Genomic DNA, 22,305 nt, shown 5'->3' with positions numbered 1-22,305 from the left:
AACTAGTCTAAAGATAACCACCATTTCCCTAAAATCCACCTTCAAAGGTTTCATAGGTGAAACCGTTATAAATGTCGCCATGTGGCTAAAGCGAGCCTTTCCCAAACTCTGTGTAACTGCTTATAATCCAATAACAGGAGAATAAGCAATGACTACTCAATCTGACCTTAAAAAACTGGCCGAGCAAATGGCCAGCAGCATGAACAGCTTTGATGACATCAAAGACTTCCAAAAGCAGCTCATGCAATCCTTTATCGATACTGCTCTTGAAGCTGAGATGGAAGACCATCTCGGCTATCCTAAGCATGAAAAGGCGGATAAACCCAATAAGCGCAACGGGCACACTAAAAAGACCGTCCGCAGTGGCACAGGGGAGCTTGATATCTCCACCCCAAGGGACCGTCATGGTGACTTTGAGCCTGCACTAGTGCGTAAGCATCAAACCCGTATCTCAGGCCTTGATGATAAAATCATATTCTTTTACGCCAAAGGCCAAACCACCACTGAAATCGTCGAAACCATCAAAGAGCTCTACGATGTCGACATCTCAAGCTCTCTTGTCTCAAGAGTCACCGATAATATATTAGAGGACATCACAGCTTGGCAGAAACGGCCGTTAAGCAGTGTTTATCCTATCGTCTATTTGGACTGTATTGTCATTAAAGTACGTCAAGATAAGCAGATTATCAATAAGGCTATTTATCTGGCGCTAGGCGTAGGACTTAACGGTAAAAAAGAGCTATTAGGCATGTGGCTCTCAGAGAATGAAGGCGCTAAGTTCTGGCTAGGGGTTCTCACTGAATTGCAAAACCGCGGGGTGCAAGATATCCTCATTGCCTGTGTTGATGGTCTAAAGGGTTTCCCTGATGCCATTAACACCGTCTATCCTAAAGCACAGGTTCAGCTGTGTATCGTACACATGGTACGTTACTCAATGAAGTTTGTACCCTGGACGGATAAAAAGGCCGTAGCGGCTGACTTAAAGGCCATCTACGGTGCTGATACGCTTGAGATAGCAGAGGCTAACCTTGAACACTTTGATGAGATTTGGGGCACAGAGTACCCGCACGTGGTCAAGTCTTGGCGTAATAACTGGGAGGGCTTAACGGTATTCTTTGATTATCCTAAAGACATCAGAAAAGTCATATATACCACCAACGCTATTGAGTCATTAAATAGTGTGATTCGGACAGCGGTGAATAAGCGTAAAGTATTCCCCTCTGATCAAGCTGCATTCAAAGTGGTGTACTTAGCAACTCAGCAGGCATCCAAAAAGTGGTCAATGCCTATTCGTAACTGGACGTCTGCTCTTAATCGCTTTATGATTATGTTTGATGATCGCATCAATAAGCATTTAATCTAAATGGCAGTTACACAGAATCTGGGATGGTCTCGCTAAAGCTTAAAAAAACGTTTATCATCGCCTAAACAATGTCACCTTGCCATTAGCCAATGACGGCAGTACGCAAATCGATCACGTCATTGTCTCCGTATACGGCATCCTTGTCATCGAAACCAAAAGTGGTTTTAAATAAGTTAAACTCAGTCTAACAGGTTAGACAAGTTACAGGTGCATTGGTCGGCCCACAAAATAATCATCATTTCATAATAAAAGCCACATCAAAATCATGTGTTGGCACAAAATTAGATTCTTTAATCTCAAATGTTGTTGCTCCAATCTTCTTAACTTTGCCTTTACCTTTCCAGCAAAACGACATTAATTCATCAGGGTCGCGCTCGACCGTGAGCTTAAAATCCTTGATGGGTTTTGCCCAGTTTGCGCCTGTGGTCAAGATATAGCTTAGTGCCTCATAAGGGCGCGCCCCACTGTCATGAAATCCTCGTGCGGTGTATTCGTCCACGCAAAAATAGTTAAACTCTTCTGCTCCTAAATGCACTGAGCCGCCCACGAGGGGAGTATAGGTATGCTTGACGGTGGTCAGCGCATTGGCTTTAAAGGTTTGCTGCCAGCTATAGATGATTTGTGAATCCCAAGATATATATGAGGGATCATCTTTATCGGCAACAAATTGATCTAATTTTTTATTACTACAATTCAAAAGCTGTTGATTGATAACTTCAGTGTCAAATTGGTACGTCCAAGGCGTCATCATTTCAGCTTGATTGATACCACATGCCTTAAAAATCTCGGTAGTATCGACAGACGTATCAGCAAAAGTTTTATCACCATCTTTGATGATAATTGGACGCATGAAAGTGCGGACATGTAGCTGAGGAATGATAGGTTTGCCATTGACCAAAACTTGAAAGTCATCATAAGTAGCATTGGTATCAGCGTAATCTGAGTCGATAAAACTAGGTACGGCTGGCATAGGGAAGAGAATGGTTTCCGTAATGTCTTTATTGCTTAAATTTTTAAATTCATAATTGACACGAATTTGCTCTTTTGAGATATATAGATCTTCGCTATGCATGCTGATGTTCTTATTCTTAATATACTCAACCCCGCCCGTACCGACATATCCAGTAGAGTCGTTCGCTTGGGCAGCAGTTATAGTTAGCAGTAGAGCGCAAGCTAACTTACTATTAAATATAAAATGGGATTTAACTACATCAACGTGTTTATTTTTCATTTTAGATTCACTCAATTTTTTTATTAAATTATTCTTTATTTCAAAGATTAATCGCGTATAAGATAGCTTAATAATACTGAACGCAAAGACAATGCGCTATAAGAAGAACAAAATAAAGTTGATTAGTGAATTATAAGAGTGCATGGCTAGTTGAAAACCAACCATATGTTAGTATGTTAATGCTATTAATAAGTTTTAAAATGAAAACCTGATAGCTGCTTTAAAATATAGAATTTGTACATCTGTTTGATGCGCTATCGATATTAAAGAACAGAGTAACGTATTCTCTAACTACCCAATAACTACCTGAAAATATAAGATTGCCCATGTCCCTAAAATCCACCTTTAAAGGCTTCCTAGGTGAAACTGTCATCAACGTAGCCATGTGGCTTAAGCTTGAAAAAGACGTCTACCACCGATTAAACGGTATTACCTTGCCATTAGCCAATGGCGGTAGTACACAAATCGATCACGTCATCGTCTCCGTCTATGGCATCTTTGTCATCGAAACCAAAAACTATAAAGGCTGGATATACGGAAAGGAGACGCAAAGGCAGTGGACACAATCTTTCCCGAATGGGAGTAAGTACAAATTCCAAAACCCACTGCGCCAAAACTATTTGCATATTAAGACGCTTGCAGATCTATTAGGCTTGGAATTGAGCTATTTTCATTCGATGATTGCTTTCATTGGTGAGTGTGAGCTAAAAACCCGTGATGAGTTGCCTGAACACGTATTGACGAGCGGCATGGTGTCTTATGTGAAAAAAAAGCAGGACAAGATACTCACCGAAGACGAGGTCAAGTCCATCGTCGAGCAGATAGAAAGCAATAGATTTACCAAGTCATGGCGCACCAATCGGAAGCATAAAGCCTATCTAAAAGACAAGCATAGCAACCCAAGCAAGAATGTAAGTAAGCCGCTTAGTAGTAATGCTACTGGTCATTCAGTTGCTAAAATGACTGATAGGCCTATACCTGAGCCAATAGTAAAAGAAACGGCTAAAAGAGCCACCTTGAAAAATAGAGAAGTGCAGCGATGGTCTGGTCAAACTGAGATTGAATCCAGCGATTTACCAATAGATAGTCTGAATACTCAGCAGACAATGATACCGCACAATATTGCTGATAAAGTGTTTCTGACACCATTTGAGATTGTAGAGTTTGAGCCACAGGTGGAAGTACCTGCGCTATTTGAGGCGGCAGACCATACCGCCAATCTCATACAAACACCTACCTGTCCAAAATGTCAGGGTGAGATGATTAAACGCGTCGCAAAAACGGGCGCGCGTCAAGGCCAACCTTTTTACGGTTGTCACCAGTTTCCTAAATGTCGCGGTGTGGTCAACGTAAATTAACCGTGATTTGACCTTCAACCATTGTCAAGACAGGCGCGTAGTCGTTGCAATCAACCAATCGGCAACCGCTCTAACCCGTGCTGAGCGCCTAACATCGGGATGCATGACAAGATATAGCGCATACTCTTGAGCCAAAGGAACAGGCTGATCTGCATTGGAATGCTGTGGTTGTAATAGACCATCAGTAGTGCAAGCTAGCGCTGAGAAATCGATTTCTAAATCGGTGAGTATCACTTTATTAATAGGGTCAAGCGCTGTCAGCTCTGGGTACTGATGGGCTAAAAAGTCAGGCAATAAAGCGATACCTGTTTTTTGACGAGCAGCGTGACAAGCCATATATAAATCATTGGTGCTAAACGCAATCGTATAAGCGTGTTGCTTCACCAAAGCCTGTGACCACAACAGTACTCTAGCATTGGCTTGGAATTCTATGAGTTGCCAGTGCTCAGGCATTGTGTCATTAAGATACGCATCATGTGCATAAAATCGATAGTTCGTTGACCCTAGTGTGCGAATAACCAAGTCTTCTTGGGTGGGGCGGCGCGTGCGTATGGCGATATCAGCTTCTCGTTGATGTAAATTACTCATACCCACTTCGCCGCACAACGTCACCAATATATCTGGGAAATGCTGTCGAAAGCCAGCTAAAGCAGGGATAAGTATCTCATTTGCCCATACAGGCGGGGCGGATATCACGACCGTGCCTTGCAGCGCATTTTGATCAATCGCCATTCTCTGAAAGATATTTATTTCTTTTTTAACTACGACTGCTTGGTGATAGAGCCGCTCGCCCTCGATAGTCAGCGCATAGCGTTTGCCCACTCGATCAAACAGATCAATGCCTAAGGTTTGTTCAAGGTGTTCAATCCGCCGAGCAACCGTACTGTGCTGTACGCCCATCTCTTCGGCACAGGCGGTTAATGTTTGTTTTTCTACCAAGCAAACAAAATAAGCCACATCATCCCAATACATGTTACCTCTCTTCTTGTAATAGATTTTCATAGTAGCAAATTCTATTGTGCATATTTGCACAGTCATCGTGTGGGTGTCGCATATTTATTTGTCATCCCTTCTATTAGACTGTGTATAACTCGCTGGTCATCAAAAGTGCAGCGATCTATTTAATCCACAATATCGAGAAAATCTATGCAAACACAATCAAATACCCAAACCCTTGACCAGTTCGTCGCGCATGTATTCACAGGTGAGTATGAGCAGGCAATGAAGCTATGTGATACAGACGTTAAGTTTGTTGTCTTTCGAAAAAAGAGCGACAGCCAAGTGCCCATTTATGGAACTCACATTGGTCAGTCAGCGGGCATTGGTTTCTTTAAAAATCTGGCGCAACTGTTTGAATTTGGTACATTTGAAACAGAAGACACTATTGCTTCCGACAAGTATATTGTTAGATTTGGCGAACTTGCCCACACGGTTAAGCGTACTGGAGATGTGTTTAACAGTCTCTGGACAATGATTGTCCGTTTTGATGAAAGTGGTAAGATTTGTTTGTACCGTATGCACGAAGACACCGCAACGTTAGAAGCCGCGATGCAACTATCAAGGTAGAGAGCTATCTGCAGCAAATTTACGGCTCTTTATAATAGAGCGTTTTATCCCTATTTTTCGATAGGGCGGGCAGGGTATCACCAATGATACATACGACTTTTTTTTCGATCATCTATGACACTAAGAAAAGCAGCGGCTTCAATATGGTATTTATGCCATACAAATCTATATCGAACAAATCTCTGAGCGCACAATAAAGCGTTTGCCTTCAGGTATTTCTAGCGAAAAACTGGCGCCGCGTCCGTCGACCACATCAATGGTCAGGTCAGTGTGCTGCCAGAGTTTGTGCTGTGCTTTGCCCATATAAAATGGACAGCCAACCAGCTCACCGATCAACACATCTTGTCCACCCACTTTAAACTCGCCAAGTGGATAGCACATGGGTGAGCTACCATCACAGCAGCCACCTGATTGATGAAACATGAGTTCGCCGTGTTTGGATTTTAATAGCTCGATTAACGCTTTGCAGGGTTCTGTCGCTGTCACTTTCATGATGACTTCCTTATCATTAGAAAATATTAATGTGATCTAAAATCATACTAGGGCGTGTCCTAAGTAAGAATATAAAAAGTCGCATCTTTTTCTTTCACATCATTTCTAGCATGTGATGGAAACCGATACGACCTGTTGTTTATGACTGTGGCATGTTCAAAACGCCCTAAACGTGCGAATCACCAAAGCAAGATCAAAACATCACAAGACATGGCTACATACTGTAGTCAATGACAATGCGACCCTCGATTTTGCCGTCACGCATACGCTGAAAGATATCATTGATATTCTCTAATGGTTCAGCGGCAACGGTCGCTTTTACTTTGCCTGCGGCGGCCATCTCTAATGATTCTTGTAAGTCCAGACGTGTACCAACGATTGAGCCGCGAATGGTAATACCGTTCAAAACCGTATCAAAGATTGATACGGGGAAATCACCAGTTGGCAAACCATTACAGACTAACGTACCGCCGCGACGCAACATACTTAGTGCCTGATCAAATGCTTTGGTGGATACCGCTGTCACGAGTACACCATGAGCACCGCCGATCTCTTGTTGTAGAAATTCACCCGGATCAGTATTTTTTGCATTGATCGTGAGTTTTGCGCCCAGTTTTTTGGCAAATTCGAGCTTCTCGTCGTCAATATCGACAGCAGCAACGTTGAGTCCCATGGCAATGGCGTATTGCACAGCCATGTGACCAAGGCCGCCGATACCCGAGATGACAACCCAGTCGCCTGGTTTGGTATCGGTCATTTTTAGACCTTTATATACCGTGACGCCCGCACATAAAACAGGGGCAATCTCAATAGAATCGACACTTTCAGGGATAATGCCAACATAATTGGCATCTGCTAAGACATACTCTGCAAAGCTGCCATTGACGGAGTAACCAGAGTTTTCTTGCTTTTCACATAAGGTTTCCCAGCCACCTAAGCAGTGCGTGCAGTGTCCGCAAGCAGAGTAGAGCCAAGGCACACCAACGCGGTCACCTTCTTTAACGTGATGGACATTTTCACCCACGGCAGTGATCAAACCGACACCTTCGTGTCCGGGAATAAATGGTGGACTGGGTTTAACGGGCCAGTCTCCTTCAACTGCGTGCAGATCAGTGTGACAAACGCCTGATGCCTGCATCTTAACGACGATTTGACCAGCGCCTGGCGTTGGTATATCTACTTGTTCAATTTGTAAGGGTTGTCCGAACTCATGTAGCACAGCGGCTTTCATTTTTTGACTCATATAGCGCTCTCTTATGGATTAATTTTATATGCATAGCACAATACCTCTGTGCTATGACGTTATCTATAAATCGTAGCGTTAAATCAAAGCTTAAAAGAATCCCATTGCTTTTGGACTATAAGAGACCAGCATGTTTTTGGTCTGCTGATAATGATCGAGCATCATTAAATGGTTTTCGCGGCCGATACCAGATTGCTTATAACCACCGAACGCTGCGTGTGACGGGTAGAGGTGATAACAGTTGGTCCATACGCGTCCGGCTTGAATACCACGGCCGAAGCGATAGGCTTTATGCACACTACGTGTCCAAATCCCCGCACCTAAGCCATATAACGTATCATTGGCAATTTGCATGGCTTCCTCATCGTCTTTAAAGGTAGTAACAGCCAGCACCGGTCCAAAAATCTCTTCTTGGAATACGCGCATGTCGTTAGTGCCCTCGAAGATAGTCGGTTGCACATAATAGCCATTGCCAAGATCACCGTCATGTTTGGCTCGATCGCCGCCAACCAAGACTTTTGCGCCTTCTTTTTTACCGATATCAAGATAAGATAGGATTTTTTCTAACTGATCTGAGCTGGCTTGCGCACCAATCATGGTGTCGGTATCTAATGGATTGCCCATTTTGATGGCTTCGACACGGGCGATACAACGTTTGATAAATTCATCATAAATACTTTCATGGACGAGAGCACGCGATGGGCAGGTACAGACTTCCCCCTGGTTCAGCGCAAACATCACGAGTCCTTCGACCGCTTTATCCAAGAAATCATCGTCTTCATCCATCACATCGGCAAAGAAGATGTTCGGACTCTTACCGCCCAGCTCTAGTGTCACTGGAATGATGTTTTCGCTGGCGTATTGCATAATGAGACGACCCGTGGTGGTCTCGCCAGTAAAGGCAACTTTATTGATACGTGGGTTAGAGGCTAGTGGCTTACCCGCTTCAACCCCGAAACCATTGACGACGTTAATAACACCTTTTGGTAGAATATCAGCAATGCCGATGGTCTCAAGCATAAACAGAATAGAGGCTGGTGTTTGCTCGGCAGGTTTTAGGACGACACAGTTACCAGCGGCAAGGGCAGGCGCAAGCTTCCAGACAGCCATTAAGATAGGAAAGTTCCACGGGATAATTTGACCGACGACGCCAAGTGGCTCATGAAAATGATAGGCAACGGTGTCTTCATCAATTTGACTGATGCCGCCTTCTTGTGCACGAATGGCGCTGGCAAAATAGCGAAAGTGGTCAATGGCTAAAGGAATGTCTGCGGCGAGGGTTTCGCGAACGGGTTTGCCATTTTCATAACATTCAGCAATCGCGATGGCTTCTAGATTGGCTTCCATGCTATCAGCGATTTTGAGTAACAGATTGGCGCGTTCAGCGACGCTGGTTTTGCCCCATGCGTCTTTGGCGGCATGAGCTGCATCTAGGGCTTTTTCGATATCGGCTTCTTTGGAGCGGGCAACTTGGCAAATGGTTTTGCCATCAATTGGGCTTGTGTTGTCAAAGTATTCGCCATCGAGTGGTGCGGTCCACTCACCGTTGATGAAGTTGTCGTATTTTTTGCGGAATTGTACTGGGCTACCTTCCGTATTGGGATTTGCATACAGCATGAAACACTCCTTGTTGTGTTGTTTGTTTTATCGGATAATACAGGCGCAATTTGATCTATCTTAATATCTGCTATCGCAACGCAATATCAGTTACCATTGTGATTATTTGATAGCAATTTTTCTCTATACGCGTCTTATACTACTCGGCTTCTGCTGGCAATCATACTAAAATTTTATAATGACTGATGAGTAAACACATAACTTGAAGTTTTCTTTTTGAGTGAAATTAACATCGCTGTAATGCTTTAGTTACAAGGCGATGAAAAAAATATCGGAATAAATTTTTTGCTGGAAAAGTCAAGCGATAATGTATTGACTTTTTAAATTTTTATGGAATAAAGTTTGTTTAAATGTATTTTATTAACAATCATTCATTTAAATGATGTTCTTGAAAATCGGGTACCTATGAGCGCTGCTGGCCTCGTGTGAACCGCTGCGCTACCTTGTCAGTCATTATGACTGTGTTATGGTTATTATCTTTTTTTATATTATTGGTTGGTTTGGATATATGCGTCAATCTTCTGCTCTTGATATCTTGAAAACAGGTCAAAATGTCTTTTTAACCGGCTCAGCAGGTTCAGGTAAGACCTATACGCTCAATCAATATATTGATTATCTGCGTGCGCGCCGTGTGCCTGTCGCTGTGACTGCCAGCACTGGTATCGCCGCCACTCATATGAGTGGCACGACCATACATAGTTGGTCGGGTATCGGAATTAAAGATGAGCTGTCTGATCGTGATTTGAGTAATTTATCACGCAAACAGTTCTTGGCAGACCGATTAAAAGACACGGCAGTGTTGATTATCGATGAGATATCGATGTTGCATGCCAAACAGCTCAATTTGGTCAGCCAAGTACTCAAACATGTGCGCAAAAACGATACCGCGTTTGGCGGGATTCAGATAGTGGTGGCGGGTGACTTTTTTCAGTTGCCGCCGATAGGTAGTAAGGGCGAGACCAATCGTGAGAAGTTTGCTTTTATGTCAGGAGCGTGGCTCGATGCTAAGTTTCACATTTGCTATTTATCTGAACAACATCGGCAAGTGAGTGAAGCGGCCAATGGCGGTCTGGATTTGGACGATATTCTCAACCAAATCCGTCGGCAAGAAGTGACGTTTGAGGCGATTGCTGCACTAGAAGCCACCGTTGATCAAAATGTTGACATCAAGCGCACGCGTCTTTATACACACAATCTTAATGTCAATAAAATCAATGATAAAGAACTTGCGGCACTGTCTGGTGACATGATGCGTTTTGAGGCAACATCGACAGGCGATAGTAAACTGGTTGAGACGCTGAAAAAAACGGTACGTACTCAAGATGAGTTAATTCTCAAAATTGGCGCTAAGGTGATGTTTATTAAAAACAATACCGAGCTTGGTGTCTCTAACGGCACGATGGGCGAATTGATCGGCTTTGCCGCTGTTAAGATTGAGGATAGCAAGGACAATAGCGATGCCTTAATCGAAGATGATGACGATAACGCTGCCGATGATAAAAACACTGGCGACGATAAAAAAACGCTCAAGGGTAAAAAAAGCGCCGCCAAAAAAGATGCCGATCAGCCAAAGACCAAAAAACCAGTTACCCAAAAAATGCCAGTGGTTAGGCTCAACTCAGGACGCGAAGTCATCGCAGAACCAGAAGAATGGATCATCGAAGACGAGACAGGGGAGGTGTTGGCGAGCTACGAGCAAGTGCCACTTTGTCTAGCATGGGCGATTACCATTCATAAGTCGCAAGGCATGACGCTAGAGGCAGCCGAGATTGACTTGTCGCGAACGTTTGAGCTGGGGCAAGGTTATGTGGCGCTATCACGGTTGAAGTCGCTGGCAGGGTTACAGTTGCTCGGCATGAATGACATGAGCTTACAACTCGATCCATTGGCACGCGGGGCAGATAAGCGCTTTTTAGCACTATCCGCGGAAGCCGATGCCAATTATGCGATGCTCGATGAAGAAAGCATGACGCAGGCGCATGAGAAATTCACTCTCAAATCAGGCGGTACGCTGAGTAAATCGGTGATTGATGCTTATGCCAACCTACAAAAAAAGCGCCGTGGACAACAGCAAGCTCAGCAAGATAAAAAACAAAAACTGGGCAATCAGGTCTCTGATAAATCAGACAGTACTTTACTTGCGACCAGACTGTTATTAGAAGAGAGTTTGACCATTGCGGAGATATCGCAAGCGCGCCAGCTGTCACAGTCCACCATTATGCGTCATATTGGCGAGCTAAAATCGCAAGACCCAAGTTTGGCTTGCGACCATTTACGCCCAGCAGACGAGATTATGACGGCCGTTCGTAATGCCTATGTGGCGATCAAAGTTGCCAATAATCCAAACGATTTTAATGACGATGGTAGTATCAAGCTGCGACCGATATTTGATCATCTCAAGCAGAGTATTGATTACAACACCATTCGCTTGGCACTAATTTTTATTACACCATAAATTTGCATACCCTTATTCCTACATTTATAGCGATAACTTGTTATGCCTGATTTTTCTAGCACCACTTATCAATTAAACTCTGACCCAGTAGTGGCAGCGTTTCGTACCACTGGTGAGCACACACAGCCCTTGAGAGTCGCCATTAACGGCTTCGGGCGTATCGGGCGCAACGTATTGCGCGCTTTGCTAGAGCGCTTTGAGGTATTGGGCCGCGCCATTCATGTGGTGGCAATCAATGATTTAGCACCAGCTGACATTTTATTGCATTTATTAAAATTCGATAGTACACATGGTAGGTTAAGTCGACTTGGTGTCAGTGCTGATATTGTGGCGGGTAGTGGCGATGACGATAGCAGAACGCAGCTTTGTTTGACCAAAAATAATTATACCTACTGCATCAATTTATTGTCAGAACCAAACCCTGCGCAATTACCGTGGCAAGCGTTGGGCGTCGATGTGGTGCTAGAGTGTACGGGTCACTTTCGCTCTTATGAGCAAGCAAATCTGCATATTGAGGCGGGCGCACGGCAAGTCATCATCGGTGCCGCCCCTTTTGATGATGTCGATGCCTGCATTGTCATGGGTGTGAACACAGATGAGTTAACCCGTGAGCTGCCAATTATCTCCAGTGTCTCTTGTACCACGCAGGCGTTGGTGCCGCTGATTGATACGCTTGATAAAGCGTTTGGTGTCAAGTCGGCAATGATGACAGAGATTCATGCCGTCACAGCGGATCAAACGGTACTGGATCAAGCACATCGTGACCCAAGACGAGCGCGCGCTTCTGGCTATAATATTATCCCAACCACCTCCAGCAGTATCGCTGCCACGGAGCGTGTGCTGCCAGCCATGGTCGGCAAAATAAATGGTCATTCGATACGCGTGCCGACCATCGATGTCGCTGCTATTGATGTGACCTTTATATTTGATACGTCCAATGTGAGTGTTGAGGCAGTTCGCGAAGCACTCAAATCTGCAAGCCAAGGGCATTTGCTCGATATCATGGCTTATACCGATGAACCGTTGGTTTCAAGTGATTTTATCCATCAGCCCGAATCTCTAATCATCGACGGTCAGCAGCTGATGCGAGTGGGCGAGCAGTATAAGGTATTTGCTTGGTATGATAACGAATGGGGTTATGCCAATAGATTGTTAGATATGTGCTTACATTTGGCCTCAAGCAAAGAACATATCAGTGATTAAGGGCTGTTAGGACACGCCCTAGTAAATTAATTCGATTTTTTTAGATTAACTACTTGCATTATAAAATGATATCTATATAATGATGCACCAATGGAGACGTGGCAGAGCGGTTGAATGCACCGGTCTTGAAAACCGACAAGGGTTCATAGCCCTTCGAGAGTTCGAATCTCTCCGTCTCCGCCAAATTCAAAAAACCCCGATCAGTGATGATCGGGGTTTTTTATTGTGCTTTTATTAAGGCTTTAAATAATGCCTTTTATTTCACTAGCGACTGGCCGAACTCGATTTTTTGGCCATCTTCTAACACAAGTGTACCTTCCTCGATCGCAATAGTCATGTCTTTGGTATTTTTAATAGCGCGCATGACATTGATGTCCTCAATACTACTCTCAATGATTATTTTGCCAGATTGTTCTGGTCTAATAGGTGGATCGAACTGGGTCAATGGAACATTAAAGCTCTTGGCTTGCTTAAGAGTGGTGTCTTGCATCGTCAGCGTGCCCTTGAAGCTTTGAATGGCAACTTTACCGTGATTTGACAGCATAAATTGCAGCTTTACCTGATTCAAGCTATCACTGTCGCTGCTTTTGACTGGAAGAAGGGCAACGGGGTATTGGACGGTTGCTGTTTGCTGGTTAGTGGTGATGGGGCTTTTTTTGCCCGTTGGGTTGTTTGGATGTAGGCGCTCGTATTCACGCTGTTGTATCAGTGCCTGTTTAATGGTGGTACGGGGCATGGCTCCTGACTCGTAGGCTTCGCTAAGCTTCATACGCAGCATATATCGACTCAGTAATTGCTGATCGGATTCGGGCAATTGCTCTAGAGTGGATCCCAGTTTTTTTTGCCATTGGTCAGAGTCGGTCGGTATGGTTTTTTTGGTTGGATCCATCTGTGGCGACGAGCAGGCAGGCGCAAGCGCTAGCATCGTTAAAGTGACCGTTAATAACAAAGCTTTATTGAAACGTTGATGTAAACCCATCATCGTACACCTCCTCGTAATTACTTCTTAATCGTGACGACTACTTCCTTAATATACCTCGTTTGATGGCAGGTTGTGTTTAGTTATGGCTAAATACTGTAGTAAACTTAAACCAACCCTAAAAAACTTGATTGTCTCAACATATAAAAAAGTCTATAAAGAAAAATTGTCACCAGTACTTCTATCATTTTATTTATATTGATCTAACTATATAAATGAAATGGTAGCCATAAAAAAAGACTAAGTGCGCTAGGCAGACTTAGTCTTTTTTTATGGAAAGCAAGCTTTGAGCCTGAGAGAGGCAAATAGCAATTTTTTAATAAGGGGCTTTTAGACGTGCTCTCAATCGTTGTCTTGTAGCTCAGACAATGAGTGGGTCGTATTATTGTTATGTGTTACTACAATTGCTTCATCGATAATATGCTGACTCACACCGCGTTTGCGCAATGTTTCGATGAAAACTTCATCGTGTGCCAGCGTGTAATCTTGATGGTCACGATCAAGACCTTGGCGGATGTATAGACGAATAAGCCCTTGAATACGTTTAAAACCCAACTCTGCCGAAGTCGATTCTAATAGCATAATCATCTCTTCAGACAAACGAATACTGATCGGGCGCATGATTTTTTGCGGATGATCAGAAAATTTATTTTTTACACGGACAGGTATCATAATAAACCATTACTTTTAGTGAGTAGGAGTAAAGCATTCAGACGAAAACTAACCCAATCGAAACTAACCTTACCATACAACAAAAACGCTTAAAAGAACACCATGGCCACGCTAATAGCATCGATGAAAAGTAACATGAATACCAGTCACCCATCAGAAGGCCATGTATCCATATTATTTACTATCGACTATATAATGGGTACTAAATATAAAAGCGAAAAACATAAAAAAACCTCCATCTAATAATGATGAAGGTTCTTAATATATGGCTCTCCAACCTGGGCTCGAACCAGGGACACACGGATTAACAGTCCGTTGCTCTACCAACTGAGCTATTGGAGAATAAATTGTCATAACAGCAAGTTATTTAAGCGCTGTACACAAGCAATTACTTGGCTTGTTTGCGTTACGTGGGGCACATTTTAGCCAAGTCGCTACGGGCTGTCAACCTTATTACATCATTAATTAGAAATATTGTTGTAATCTCTCAAAAACAGACTTTTATCTTTTAGATAACAGGCGATTTTGATAAATAGCGCGATCGTCAGGGTAATATAAAAGAAAGATTGCCTCTCTTTTTGAGTAATAAAACCCTCTTTATATCTCTTTCAACAAAAAATCATGAACTTACCCTTCACATTGCTACAATATTTCTATAAAATACCAACCGTGTGGTTTCTTTAACACATATTATTAATAGCTGCTCTATTTGAGATGAGTGACATGAATATGAGTCCTACCATTATTGCTTACGGTTATCTGGCTATTGCCATCATCTGTGAAGTGATAGGCACCAGTTTTTTGGTAAAGTCAGAGCAGTTCACTCGTTTGTTACCGACACTGACTATGGGTGTGCTTTATGTACTCTCGTTTTATTTGTTGGCCCAGTCTCTCAAAATTATACCGCTTGGTATTGCTTATGCGTTATGGGCTGGTTTGGGAATTGTGTTGACATCGCTCGTTGGTGTCGTGCTGTTTAAGCAAAGTCTCGATATAGCAGCAGTGGTTGGCATTGCCATGATTGTGGGCGGTGTCGTGGTAATGAATTTATTTTCTAATGTGGTGGTGCACTGAGATGGAAGTGGAAAATGCGTATAAACGCAAAAAACAGCCAGAGTTGGTTCGTCGTGCGTTGTTAGATCAAGCAGCACGAATTACGTTAGAACAGGGCTTGTCTAAAGTTACGTTTCAAGCGGTCGCGGACGCAACTGGCGTCACAAAAGGCGGCGTGATGCATCACTTTGCCACCAAAAACGCGCTGATCTTGGAAGTGTTTGATGACGCTATGGCTAGGTTTGAGGCAGAAGTGGATGCGGCTATGGCCAAAGATCCTGTGCCTTATGGTTCTTTTACGCGTGCCTATATTGATGCCACCATCAGCTTAGGTGAGAAGGGGCAAGAAGAGTTTGACAATCAAGCGACCTTGTATGTATTGATGCTAGGCGACAGCGAGCTGCGTGAGTTGTGGGCACAGTGGGCCAATGAGCAATTGAAGAAGCATGAGGCAACCGACAATACCGAAACACTATGTATGGTACGTTTGGTCGCTGATGGTATTTGGCTCTCTGATTTTTCGGGAATCAACATATTGGACAAGCAATCCTTACGCAATCGTTTGATAAGAATGACGCAGCGCGGTTTTGATGAGTCAGATGAGTAAGTTTAAAACATGGCTTTCAAATGATCGATATATACAGATTGTTAGTAAGCCAACCGATGTTTTAATAATCAAATGAACCGTTTATAAGTGAAAAATCACGACATTTTATTTTAATACTTAATATTTTAATACGTAAACAATGACGAGCTATTTGGTTTGAGCGCTTTTTACAAAAGCAGCTGCCAATCGTCGAAAGGAGAACTTATGACAGATTCAAAAATTTTGACAGACATTATCGATTTAGAACAGGTACAAACCGCTTATATTAATGGTTGTTACTTGCCTATCGATACGTCACTCACGACTTTTGAAGATATCAATCCAGCGACTGGTGAAGTGTTGGCAACCATTCAGCAAACGACCAATGAGCAGATCAATGAAGCGGTAAAAGCGGCACAGCAAGGTCAGAAAATTTGGGCGGCGATGACGGCTGTTGAGCGTAGTCGAATTTTGTTAAATGCCGTTGACATACTACGCGCGCGCAACGATGTGCTGGCGTTGCTCGAAACAAAAGACACAGGTAAAGCGTACTCTGAGACAAAATATGTGGATATCGTCACGGGTGCTGACGTTGTTGAATATTATGCAGGGCTTGCACCAACCATAGAAGGCCGTCAGATTCCGCTGCGTGACAGCAGTTTTGTCTATACCCGCCGCGAACCGTTAGGCGTGGTCGCAGGTATTGGCGCATGGAATTATCCTATCCAAATCGCTATGTGGAAAGCAGCACCAGCACTAGCCGCTGGTAACGCAATGATTTTTAAACCATCAGAAGTCACGCCTTTGACCGCACTAAAACTGGCAGAAATCTTTACAGAAGCGGGATTGCCAAACGGTGTCTTTAACGTGGTGCAAGGCAACTATGAAGTCGGCGAAGCGCTGACTCAGCATCCTGATATCGCCAAAGTATCGTTCACAGGTGGTGTACCGACGGGCAAAAAAGTCATGTCGAGTGCAGCATCATCGTCTCTTAAAGATGTGACATTAGAGCTGGGTGGCAAGTCGCCATTAATCATATTTGATGATGCCGATATTGATACCGCGGCTGATATCGCTATGATGGCGAACTTTTATAGTAGTGGTCAGGTCTGTACCAATGGCACGCGAGTATTTATCCCTAAAGCGCTACAAACCAAATTTGAGCAAGCCATCTTGACGCGGGTCGAACGTATCAAACTTGGCGATCCGATAGATGAGAACATCAATATGGGGCCATTGGTAAGCTTTCCACATATGGAAAGAGTGCTGGATTATATTGAACAAGGTAAAGCCAGTGGCGCACGCTTGCTAGCGGGTGGCGAGCGTGTCACGACCCCATCGCTTGCAAATGGCGCGTTTGTCGCACCGACCGTGTTTACCGATTGCAGCGATGAGATGACCATTGTACGCGAAGAAATCTTTGGGCCTGTCATGTCGATATTGACCTATGAGACAGAAGAAGAAGTGATCCGCCGTGCCAATGATACCGATTATGGCTTGGCCGCAGGCGTTGTAACCGCTGATTTAACCCGAGCGCATCGCGTCATTGCTCAAATTGAAGCGGGCATCTGCTGGTTAAATACGTGGGGCGAGTCAGCAGCGCAAATGCCAGTTGGTGGCTATAAGCACTCAGGTATTGGCCGCGAAAATGGCGTTGAAGCGCTTGAACATTATACTCAGACCAAATCTATCCAAGTAGAATTGGGCGCGTTTGAATCTGTATTTTAATAATCTATGTGTTAACAACCCATATTTTGACAACTTATATTTTAATAATTATTGAAAAATTTTAATCAGTTAGGGTGTTTGAAGCTTGTTTTATTAGGACTTATTTGTCCTTGTTATTCCACCTGACTGATATTAAATGAATGATTTTTCAATACTGAGCTTTTTAAGATTACGGAGCAGTTTATGACATCAAGTACTCCTGAGTACGACTACATCATTGTCGGCGCAGGTTCAGCAGGAAATGTGCTGGCCACGCGCTTGACCGAAGATGCCAATATTAAAGTGCTGTTGCTTGAAGCAGGTCGCCCTGATTATCGGTTGGATTTTCGCACGCAAATGCCAGCGGCGCTCGCCATGCCTTTGCAAGGAACCACTTACAATTGGGGTTATAAAACCGACCCCGAACCGTATATGAATAACAGGGTCATGGACTGCGGTCGCGGCAAAGGGCTGGGCGGCTCATCGCTGATTAACGGTATGTGTTATATCCGTGGTAATGCGCTGGATTTTGATGACTGGGCGACACTAGACGGTTTATCAGATTGGACGTATTTGGATTGCTTGCCGTATTTTAAAAAGTCAGAAAATCGTGATATTGGCGAAAATGACTATCATGGCGCAGGTGGCCCCGTTGAAATGACCACGTCAAAGCCGGGCGTCAATCCGCTGTTTCAAGCCATGATTGAAGCGGGCGTGCAGGCAGGCTTTCCGGCTACTGAAGACTTAAACGGCTATCAGCAAGAAGGCTTTGGGCCGATGGATCGTTTTGTCACGCCAAATGGTCGCCGTGCTTCGACCGCTCGTGGTTATCTTGATCGTGCCAAACCTCGTAGTAATATCACGATTTTGACTGGGGCACTTACCGATGTGATTTTGTTTGATGGTAAGCGCGCTATCGGGGTCAAAGTCGAGCATCAAGGTCAAACCAAGAATTTTTATGCGGCTCGTGAAGTCGTGGTTTCATCGGGCGCGATTGCCTCACCGCAATTGCTGCAACGCTCAGGCATTGGCCCTGGTCAATGGCTTAAAGAAGCTGGCGTGACGGAAGTGCTGGACTTGCCGGGCGTGGGTAATAACTTGCAGGATCATTTGGAATTGTACATGCAGTATGAATGTAAGCTGCCTGTTTCAATTGCACCTGCCAATAAGTGGTGGAATAAACCTGCCATTGGGGCTGAGTGGTTATTCAATGGTACAGGACTTGGTGCTTCCAATCAGTTTGAGGGTGGCGGTTTTATCCGTACGGACGAGAAATTCACCCATCCTAATATCCAGTATCATTTTTTACCGCTTGCCGTTCGTTATGATGGCCGAAGTGCCAGTGATTCGCACAGCTTTCAGGCACATGTGGGTTCATTGCGCTCACCCAGTCGTGGCCGTGTCAAGCTGACCTCGAAAGATCCAAGCGCCCATCCGAGTATTTTATTTAACTATATGTCTCACGATCAAGACTGGCAAGAATTCCGCGCCGCTATGCGTATCACTCGTGAAATTATGCATCAGCCAGCGCTTGATCCTTACCGCGGCCGTGCCCTTTCACCAAGCGAAGACTTGGTAACCGATCAGCAGCTAGATGACTATGTGCGCGAACATGGTGAGACCGCTTACCATCCTTCTTGTACGTGTGCGATGGGCGAAGGTAATGATGCGGTAGTGAATGGCGAAGGGCTGGTACATGGTATTGATGGCTTGCGCGTCGTCGATGCGTCTATTATGCCAAACATAATCAGTGGTAACCTCAACGCGACTACCATCATGCTGGCAGAAAAAATTGTCGACAAGATGCGCGGCGTGCAGCTGCCACGTTCAATGGCAGACTATTATGTCGCCAATGGTGCGCCACTAAGAGCAGAACCTATGCGTAGTATCAACCAAACCTCGTAGGGTTTTGTTGTTTTATTCACGTGTTATTTGTTGATATTGCTTTGTCTCTCACATTTTTTGACGGACAAAGCAATGTCAGATAGTGTTTAATTTATCTATTGAGGTTTTTTATGTACAGTTCGCCATCAGAAGATGGAACGAAACCCTTAAGCCTAAATAAAACGGTTTTTTTAGGCTCCGCTATTATTTCTATTTTATTAATAGTCTGGACGATTGCTTTTCCAGATTATAGTGAGGCTTTACTCAGCTCAAGTATGGCTTGGGTATCATCGAGCTTTGGCTGGTATTACATGTTGGTGGTTGCCGCTTATAGTATCTTTGCCTTATTTGTTGGTTTCTCTAAATATGGTGACATCAAGCTTGGTCAAGATCATGAAAAAGCCCAGTTTCCCTTTTTAGCGTGGGCCGCCATGTTGTTTTCGGCGGGCATCGGTATTGACCTGCTGTTCTTTGGTGCGTCTGAACCTTTGATGCATTATTTGACACCGCATACAGGACTGGAACCTGCCAGCGAAGAAGCCATGCGCCAAGCGTTATCGCAGACCTTTTTGCATTGGGGACTGCATGGTTGGGGTATTTATGCACTCATCGGCATGGCGTTGGCGTACTTTGCTTACCGTAAAAACATGCCACTGGCCTTACGTTCACCATTGACGCCGATATTTGGCGAGCGCTTGATTAAAGGCTGGCTTGGTGATGGTATTGATACGTTTGGTGTCGTCTGTACCTTGATGGGTATCGCGACCAGTTTAGGGATTGGCGTATTGCAGGCCAACGCTGGATTGACACATGTGTTCGGTATTGAATCGAGCAAAACGGTTCAGACACTCATTATCGTGGGTGTCGTTGCCGCCGCTGCTATCTCTGCGATGACGGGTGTAGAAAAAGGCGTACGCCGTTTATCCGAATTTAATATGCTGGCGTCGATATTGCTGTTGCTGGCGATATTAGTCATGGGTAACACAGTTTATCTGCTCAACACCTTCACCCAAAGTATTGGTCAATACTTTCAAACAATCGTTGCAAAAACTTTTGACGTTTATGCTTATGATGGCAGCGCAGGTGCTGATTGGAAATCGGCATGGACGATATTTTTCTGGGCGTGGTGGGTGGCTTGGGCCCCGTTTGTGGGCTTGTTTATCGCCCGTATTAGCCGTGGTCGTACTCTGCGTGAGTTTGTGTTTGGTGTGATGTTTATTCCGCTTGGCTTTATTTTTGCTTGGTTCTCTATCTTTGGCAACTCAGCGATAGATTTGGTCGCCAATGGTGCTACCGAGCTTGGCGAAATCGCGGTCAATGATGCAGCAATGGGCATGTTTGCCTTGTTTGAGTATTTTCCTTACAGCGATATATTGTCATTTGCTGGTGTTGTTATTGGCTTGGTCTTCTTTGTGACTTCTGCCGATTCAGGTGCTTTGGTACTGGCGAATCTAAGCTCAAGAGGCATGACCAATGATACCGATGCGCCCGTTTGGTTGCGTCTGTTTTGGGCAGCAGCGACGGGATTTATCACGTTAGGCTTATTGTTTGCGGGTGGCTTTGCCTCATTACAGTCAGTATCTGTGATTGCAGGCTTGCCATTTTCACTTATCCTCGTCCTCTATATGATGTCGATGTGGAAGTCGCTAAAAGAGGAAGGCAACAAACGCAAGGCCAGTACCATCGGTACGGCTAACGTGCTGGACAGCGGTAAAGGCTGGAAAGCGCGTTTGCAACGTATTGTGAGCTTCCCTAGTCATGCGCAGGTCGAAAAATTCTTGCACAATGTGGTCATGCCAGCGATGACTGAGGTCGAAAAAGAGTTCGCCGCAGGTGGTCTCAAAACATCATTAGATATCCACAATCTTGCCAGTATTGGTCAAGATATCGATGCGGGTATGAGTCAAGACAGCGGTCAGGTAGATGGTCTAAAACTGCGTGTCGGTCATGGCGATGAAGATGATTTTATTTATGAAGTCAATTTGATCAAAGCTGAACGACCCAACTTTACGTTGAATACCTCAACCAAGCATGCCGAGTATTATTATCGCGCTGAGGTGTTCTTGAGTGATGGCTCACAAGAGTATGATTTGGTGGGCTACACCAAAGAGCAAGTACTGGTCGATATCTTAAATCAGTACGAGCGCCATTTGCAGTATCTACATTTAGAGCGTTAATGAGCACATTACTACGCTATTAACATGAGTGAATGTGGTAGATTTTTAGTAAAAGCATTTATGAGAAACGACCCCATAAGCTGAACGCCGCTTATGGGATTTTTTTATGGAGAATAAAATAAGCAAATATAGGCTAAAATAGAGACAGTCGAGACAGCTCAAAGCATAAGCAAAGGATACATTCGTGACCACATTAAAATACATCGCTCATTATTCCGAGCAAATTCAAACCCAAGCCGCGCTGCTCATAAGCGATGGCAAGCTGGGAGAGTATCTGGAAAAAAAGTACCCAGATCAGCATCAGGTGCAAAGTGACAAAGCGCTTTATCATCATATCAATGAGATAAAAACCCAATATATGCGCAAAATTGGCCCGTTATCAAATGTCAGTTATAGCAGCAAATTAACCGTTCTCAAACATGCGCTGGGCATTCACACCACCCAGTCCCGAGTACAGGGCAGTAAGCTTAAATCACATAATAGCATCACGGTGGCCAGCTTATTCAAAGAAGCGCCGCCTGAATTTTTACGAATGATCGTCGTGCATGAACTGGCGCATTTCAAAGAACACGAGCACAATAAAGCGTTTTATCAATTGTGCTGTCACATGGAACCTGAGTATCATCAGTTTGAATTGGACACGCGCTTGTGGTTGCACTGGCGAGAGCAATAATTGCCACCAGATTATTATTAAATCCTTTATTACCATCAGCTTAGAT

18 protein-coding genes, 2 tRNA genes and 1 pseudogene are annotated in these 22,305 nt (G+C 44.2%); 13 read left to right on the top strand and 8 right to left on the bottom strand.

Going from position 1 to position 22,305, the window contains the following annotated elements; all coding sequences use genetic code 11:
• The first annotated feature begins 148 nt into the window (after positions 1-148).
• Both M917_RS08620 and M917_RS14015 read left to right on the top strand, forming a co-directional pair.
• The gene (locus tag M917_RS08620; RefSeq protein ID WP_021814422.1) at positions 149-1,363 is read left to right on the top strand and encodes an IS256 family transposase; all 1,215 of its coding nucleotides are present in this window, start codon (positions 149-151) and stop codon (positions 1,361-1,363) included.
• 61 nt (positions 1,364-1,424) lie between these two features.
• Positions 1,425-1,535 (top strand): annotated as a pseudogene (locus M917_RS14015) (nuclease-related domain-containing protein); the annotation flags it as partial.
• Between the two features lie 63 nt (positions 1,536-1,598).
• Here the strand turns inward: M917_RS14015 and M917_RS08615 are convergent.
• Positions 1,599-2,594 carry a DUF4424 family protein gene (locus M917_RS08615; RefSeq protein WP_021814421.1) on the bottom strand — a complete coding sequence of 332 codons (996 nt, stop codon included), beginning with the start codon at positions 2,592-2,594 and terminating at the stop codon, positions 1,599-1,601.
• A 326-nt stretch (positions 2,595-2,920) separates the two neighbouring features.
• Here M917_RS08615 and M917_RS08610 point away from each other — a divergent pair, with 326 nt between their 5' ends.
• Positions 2,921-3,952, top strand: a complete 1,032-nt coding sequence (locus M917_RS08610; protein WP_021814420.1) for a nuclease-related domain-containing protein — start codon at positions 2,921-2,923, stop codon at positions 3,950-3,952.
• A gap of 24 nt (positions 3,953-3,976) precedes the next feature.
• Here M917_RS08610 and M917_RS08605 read toward each other — a convergent pair whose 3' ends face one another.
• Complete coding sequence (locus M917_RS08605; protein ID WP_021814419.1) at positions 3,977-4,924, bottom strand: LysR family transcriptional regulator; 948 nt, start codon at positions 4,922-4,924, stop codon at positions 3,977-3,979.
• Positions 4,925-5,098: 174 nt separating this feature from the next.
• On the opposite strand from M917_RS08605, the gene M917_RS08600 reads away from it, so the two are divergent.
• A complete protein-coding gene (locus tag M917_RS08600; RefSeq protein ID WP_021814418.1) occupies positions 5,099-5,518 on the top strand; it encodes a nuclear transport factor 2 family protein in 420 nt (139 codons plus the stop codon).
• Between the two features lie 165 nt (positions 5,519-5,683).
• On the opposite strand, the gene M917_RS08595 is transcribed toward M917_RS08600, so the two are convergent.
• The 3 genes from M917_RS08595 to exaC form a co-directional block, all read right to left on the bottom strand.
• Entirely contained in the window at positions 5,684-6,010 is a 327-nt protein-coding gene (locus tag M917_RS08595) for a DUF779 domain-containing protein (RefSeq protein ID WP_021814417.1), read from the bottom strand.
• Positions 6,011-6,224: 214 nt separating this feature from the next.
• A complete protein-coding gene (adhP, locus tag M917_RS08590; RefSeq protein ID WP_021814416.1) occupies positions 6,225-7,253 on the bottom strand; it encodes an alcohol dehydrogenase AdhP in 1,029 nt (342 codons plus the stop codon).
• 90 nt (positions 7,254-7,343) lie between these two features.
• Entirely contained in the window at positions 7,344-8,870 is a 1,527-nt protein-coding gene (exaC, locus tag M917_RS08585) for an acetaldehyde dehydrogenase ExaC (protein ID WP_021814415.1), read from the bottom strand.
• Between the two features lie 508 nt (positions 8,871-9,378).
• Between exaC and M917_RS08580 the strand changes: the two genes are divergently transcribed.
• From M917_RS08580 to M917_RS08570, 3 genes are all read left to right on the top strand, one after another.
• Entirely contained in the window at positions 9,379-11,325 is a 1,947-nt protein-coding gene (locus M917_RS08580; protein ID WP_040642428.1) for an AAA family ATPase, read from the top strand.
• A gap of 42 nt (positions 11,326-11,367) precedes the next feature.
• Complete coding sequence (locus M917_RS08575; protein WP_021814413.1) at positions 11,368-12,528, top strand: type I glyceraldehyde-3-phosphate dehydrogenase; 1,161 nt, start codon at positions 11,368-11,370, stop codon at positions 12,526-12,528.
• A gap of 92 nt (positions 12,529-12,620) precedes the next feature.
• Positions 12,621-12,711 (top strand) — tRNA-Ser (locus tag M917_RS08570).
• A 73-nt stretch (positions 12,712-12,784) separates the two neighbouring features.
• Here the strand turns inward: M917_RS08570 and M917_RS08565 are convergent.
• The 3 genes from M917_RS08565 to M917_RS08555 all read right to left on the bottom strand — a co-directional run bounded on the left by M917_RS08565 (position 12,785) and on the right by M917_RS08555 (position 14,521).
• Entirely contained in the window at positions 12,785-13,510 is a 726-nt protein-coding gene (locus tag M917_RS08565; RefSeq protein ID WP_021814412.1) for a hypothetical protein, read from the bottom strand.
• 339 nt (positions 13,511-13,849) lie between these two features.
• Positions 13,850-14,179 (bottom strand): hypothetical protein, encoded by a 330-nt coding sequence (locus M917_RS08560; RefSeq protein ID WP_021814410.1) that lies wholly within the window; start codon positions 14,177-14,179, stop codon positions 13,850-13,852.
• 266 nt (positions 14,180-14,445) lie between these two features.
• A tRNA-Asn gene (locus M917_RS08555) sits at positions 14,446-14,521 on the bottom strand.
• Positions 14,522-14,908: 387 nt separating this feature from the next.
• Between M917_RS08555 and M917_RS08550 the strand changes: the two genes are divergently transcribed.
• From M917_RS08550 to M917_RS08525, 6 genes are all read left to right on the top strand, one after another.
• Positions 14,909-15,253: a DMT family transporter gene (locus M917_RS08550; RefSeq protein ID WP_040642423.1), complete on the top strand. Its 345-nt coding sequence runs from the start codon at positions 14,909-14,911 to the stop codon at positions 15,251-15,253.
• Positions 15,237-15,839: a TetR/AcrR family transcriptional regulator gene (locus M917_RS08545; RefSeq protein ID WP_264629459.1), complete on the top strand. Its 603-nt coding sequence runs from the start codon at positions 15,237-15,239 to the stop codon at positions 15,837-15,839. Before M917_RS08550 ends, M917_RS08545 begins: the two co-directional genes overlap by 17 nt.
• Before the next feature lie 204 nt (positions 15,840-16,043).
• The gene (gene betB / locus M917_RS08540; RefSeq protein WP_021814406.1) at positions 16,044-17,546 is read left to right on the top strand and encodes a betaine-aldehyde dehydrogenase; all 1,503 of its coding nucleotides are present in this window, start codon (positions 16,044-16,046) and stop codon (positions 17,544-17,546) included.
• 183 nt (positions 17,547-17,729) lie between these two features.
• Positions 17,730-19,430, top strand: coding sequence for a choline dehydrogenase (gene betA / locus M917_RS08535; RefSeq protein WP_021814405.1), 1,701 nt, complete (start codon positions 17,730-17,732; stop codon positions 19,428-19,430).
• 110 nt (positions 19,431-19,540) lie between these two features.
• Entirely contained in the window at positions 19,541-21,586 is a 2,046-nt protein-coding gene (gene betT, locus M917_RS08530; RefSeq protein WP_021814404.1) for a choline BCCT transporter BetT, read from the top strand.
• Positions 21,587-21,770: 184 nt separating this feature from the next.
• Positions 21,771-22,259 (top strand): M48 metallopeptidase family protein, encoded by a 489-nt coding sequence (locus M917_RS08525; protein ID WP_021814403.1) that lies wholly within the window; start codon positions 21,771-21,773, stop codon positions 22,257-22,259.
• The last annotated feature ends 46 nt before the right edge of the window (positions 22,260-22,305 follow it).

Source organism: Psychrobacter aquaticus CMS 56 (genome assembly GCF_000471625.1).
Classification (GTDB): Bacteria; Pseudomonadota; Gammaproteobacteria; order Pseudomonadales; family Moraxellaceae; genus Psychrobacter; species Psychrobacter aquaticus.
The sequence above is the reverse complement of the archived record's forward strand: the minus strand, read 5'-3'. Positions and strand labels throughout refer to the sequence as shown.

Bases quoted from the DNA above. Each gene is read 5' to 3' on its own strand.
- M917_RS08560 (WP_021814410.1), bottom strand. From the start codon at position 14,179: ATGATACCTGTCCGTGTAAAAAATAAATTTTCTGATCATCCGCAAAAA.
- M917_RS08620 (WP_021814422.1), top strand. From the start codon at position 149: ATGACTACTCAATCTGACCTTAAAAAACTGGCCGAGCAAATGGCCAGC.
- M917_RS08565 (WP_021814412.1), bottom strand. From the start codon at position 13,510: ATGATGGGTTTACATCAACGTTTCAATAAAGCTTTGTTATTAACGGTC.
- betB (WP_021814406.1), top strand. From the start codon at position 16,044: ATGACAGATTCAAAAATTTTGACAGACATTATCGATTTAGAACAGGTA.
- M917_RS08550 (WP_040642423.1), top strand. From the start codon at position 14,909: ATGAGTCCTACCATTATTGCTTACGGTTATCTGGCTATTGCCATCATC.
- M917_RS08580 (WP_040642428.1), top strand. From the start codon at position 9,379: ATGCGTCAATCTTCTGCTCTTGATATCTTGAAAACAGGTCAAAATGTC.
- M917_RS08575 (WP_021814413.1), top strand. From the start codon at position 11,368: ATGCCTGATTTTTCTAGCACCACTTATCAATTAAACTCTGACCCAGTA.
- betT (WP_021814404.1), top strand. From the start codon at position 19,541: ATGTACAGTTCGCCATCAGAAGATGGAACGAAACCCTTAAGCCTAAAT.
- adhP (WP_021814416.1), bottom strand. From the start codon at position 7,253: ATGAGTCAAAAAATGAAAGCCGCTGTGCTACATGAGTTCGGACAACCC.
- M917_RS08545 (WP_264629459.1), top strand. From the start codon at position 15,237: ATGTGGTGGTGCACTGAGATGGAAGTGGAAAATGCGTATAAACGCAAA.
- M917_RS08600 (WP_021814418.1), top strand. From the start codon at position 5,099: ATGCAAACACAATCAAATACCCAAACCCTTGACCAGTTCGTCGCGCAT.
- exaC (WP_021814415.1), bottom strand. From the start codon at position 8,870: ATGCTGTATGCAAATCCCAATACGGAAGGTAGCCCAGTACAATTCCGC.
- betA (WP_021814405.1), top strand. From the start codon at position 17,730: ATGACATCAAGTACTCCTGAGTACGACTACATCATTGTCGGCGCAGGT.
- M917_RS08605 (WP_021814419.1), bottom strand. From the start codon at position 4,924: ATGTATTGGGATGATGTGGCTTATTTTGTTTGCTTGGTAGAAAAACAA.
- M917_RS08615 (WP_021814421.1), bottom strand. From the start codon at position 2,594: ATGAAAAATAAACACGTTGATGTAGTTAAATCCCATTTTATATTTAAT.
- M917_RS08595 (WP_021814417.1), bottom strand. From the start codon at position 6,010: ATGAAAGTGACAGCGACAGAACCCTGCAAAGCGTTAATCGAGCTATTA.
- M917_RS08610 (WP_021814420.1), top strand. From the start codon at position 2,921: ATGTCCCTAAAATCCACCTTTAAAGGCTTCCTAGGTGAAACTGTCATC.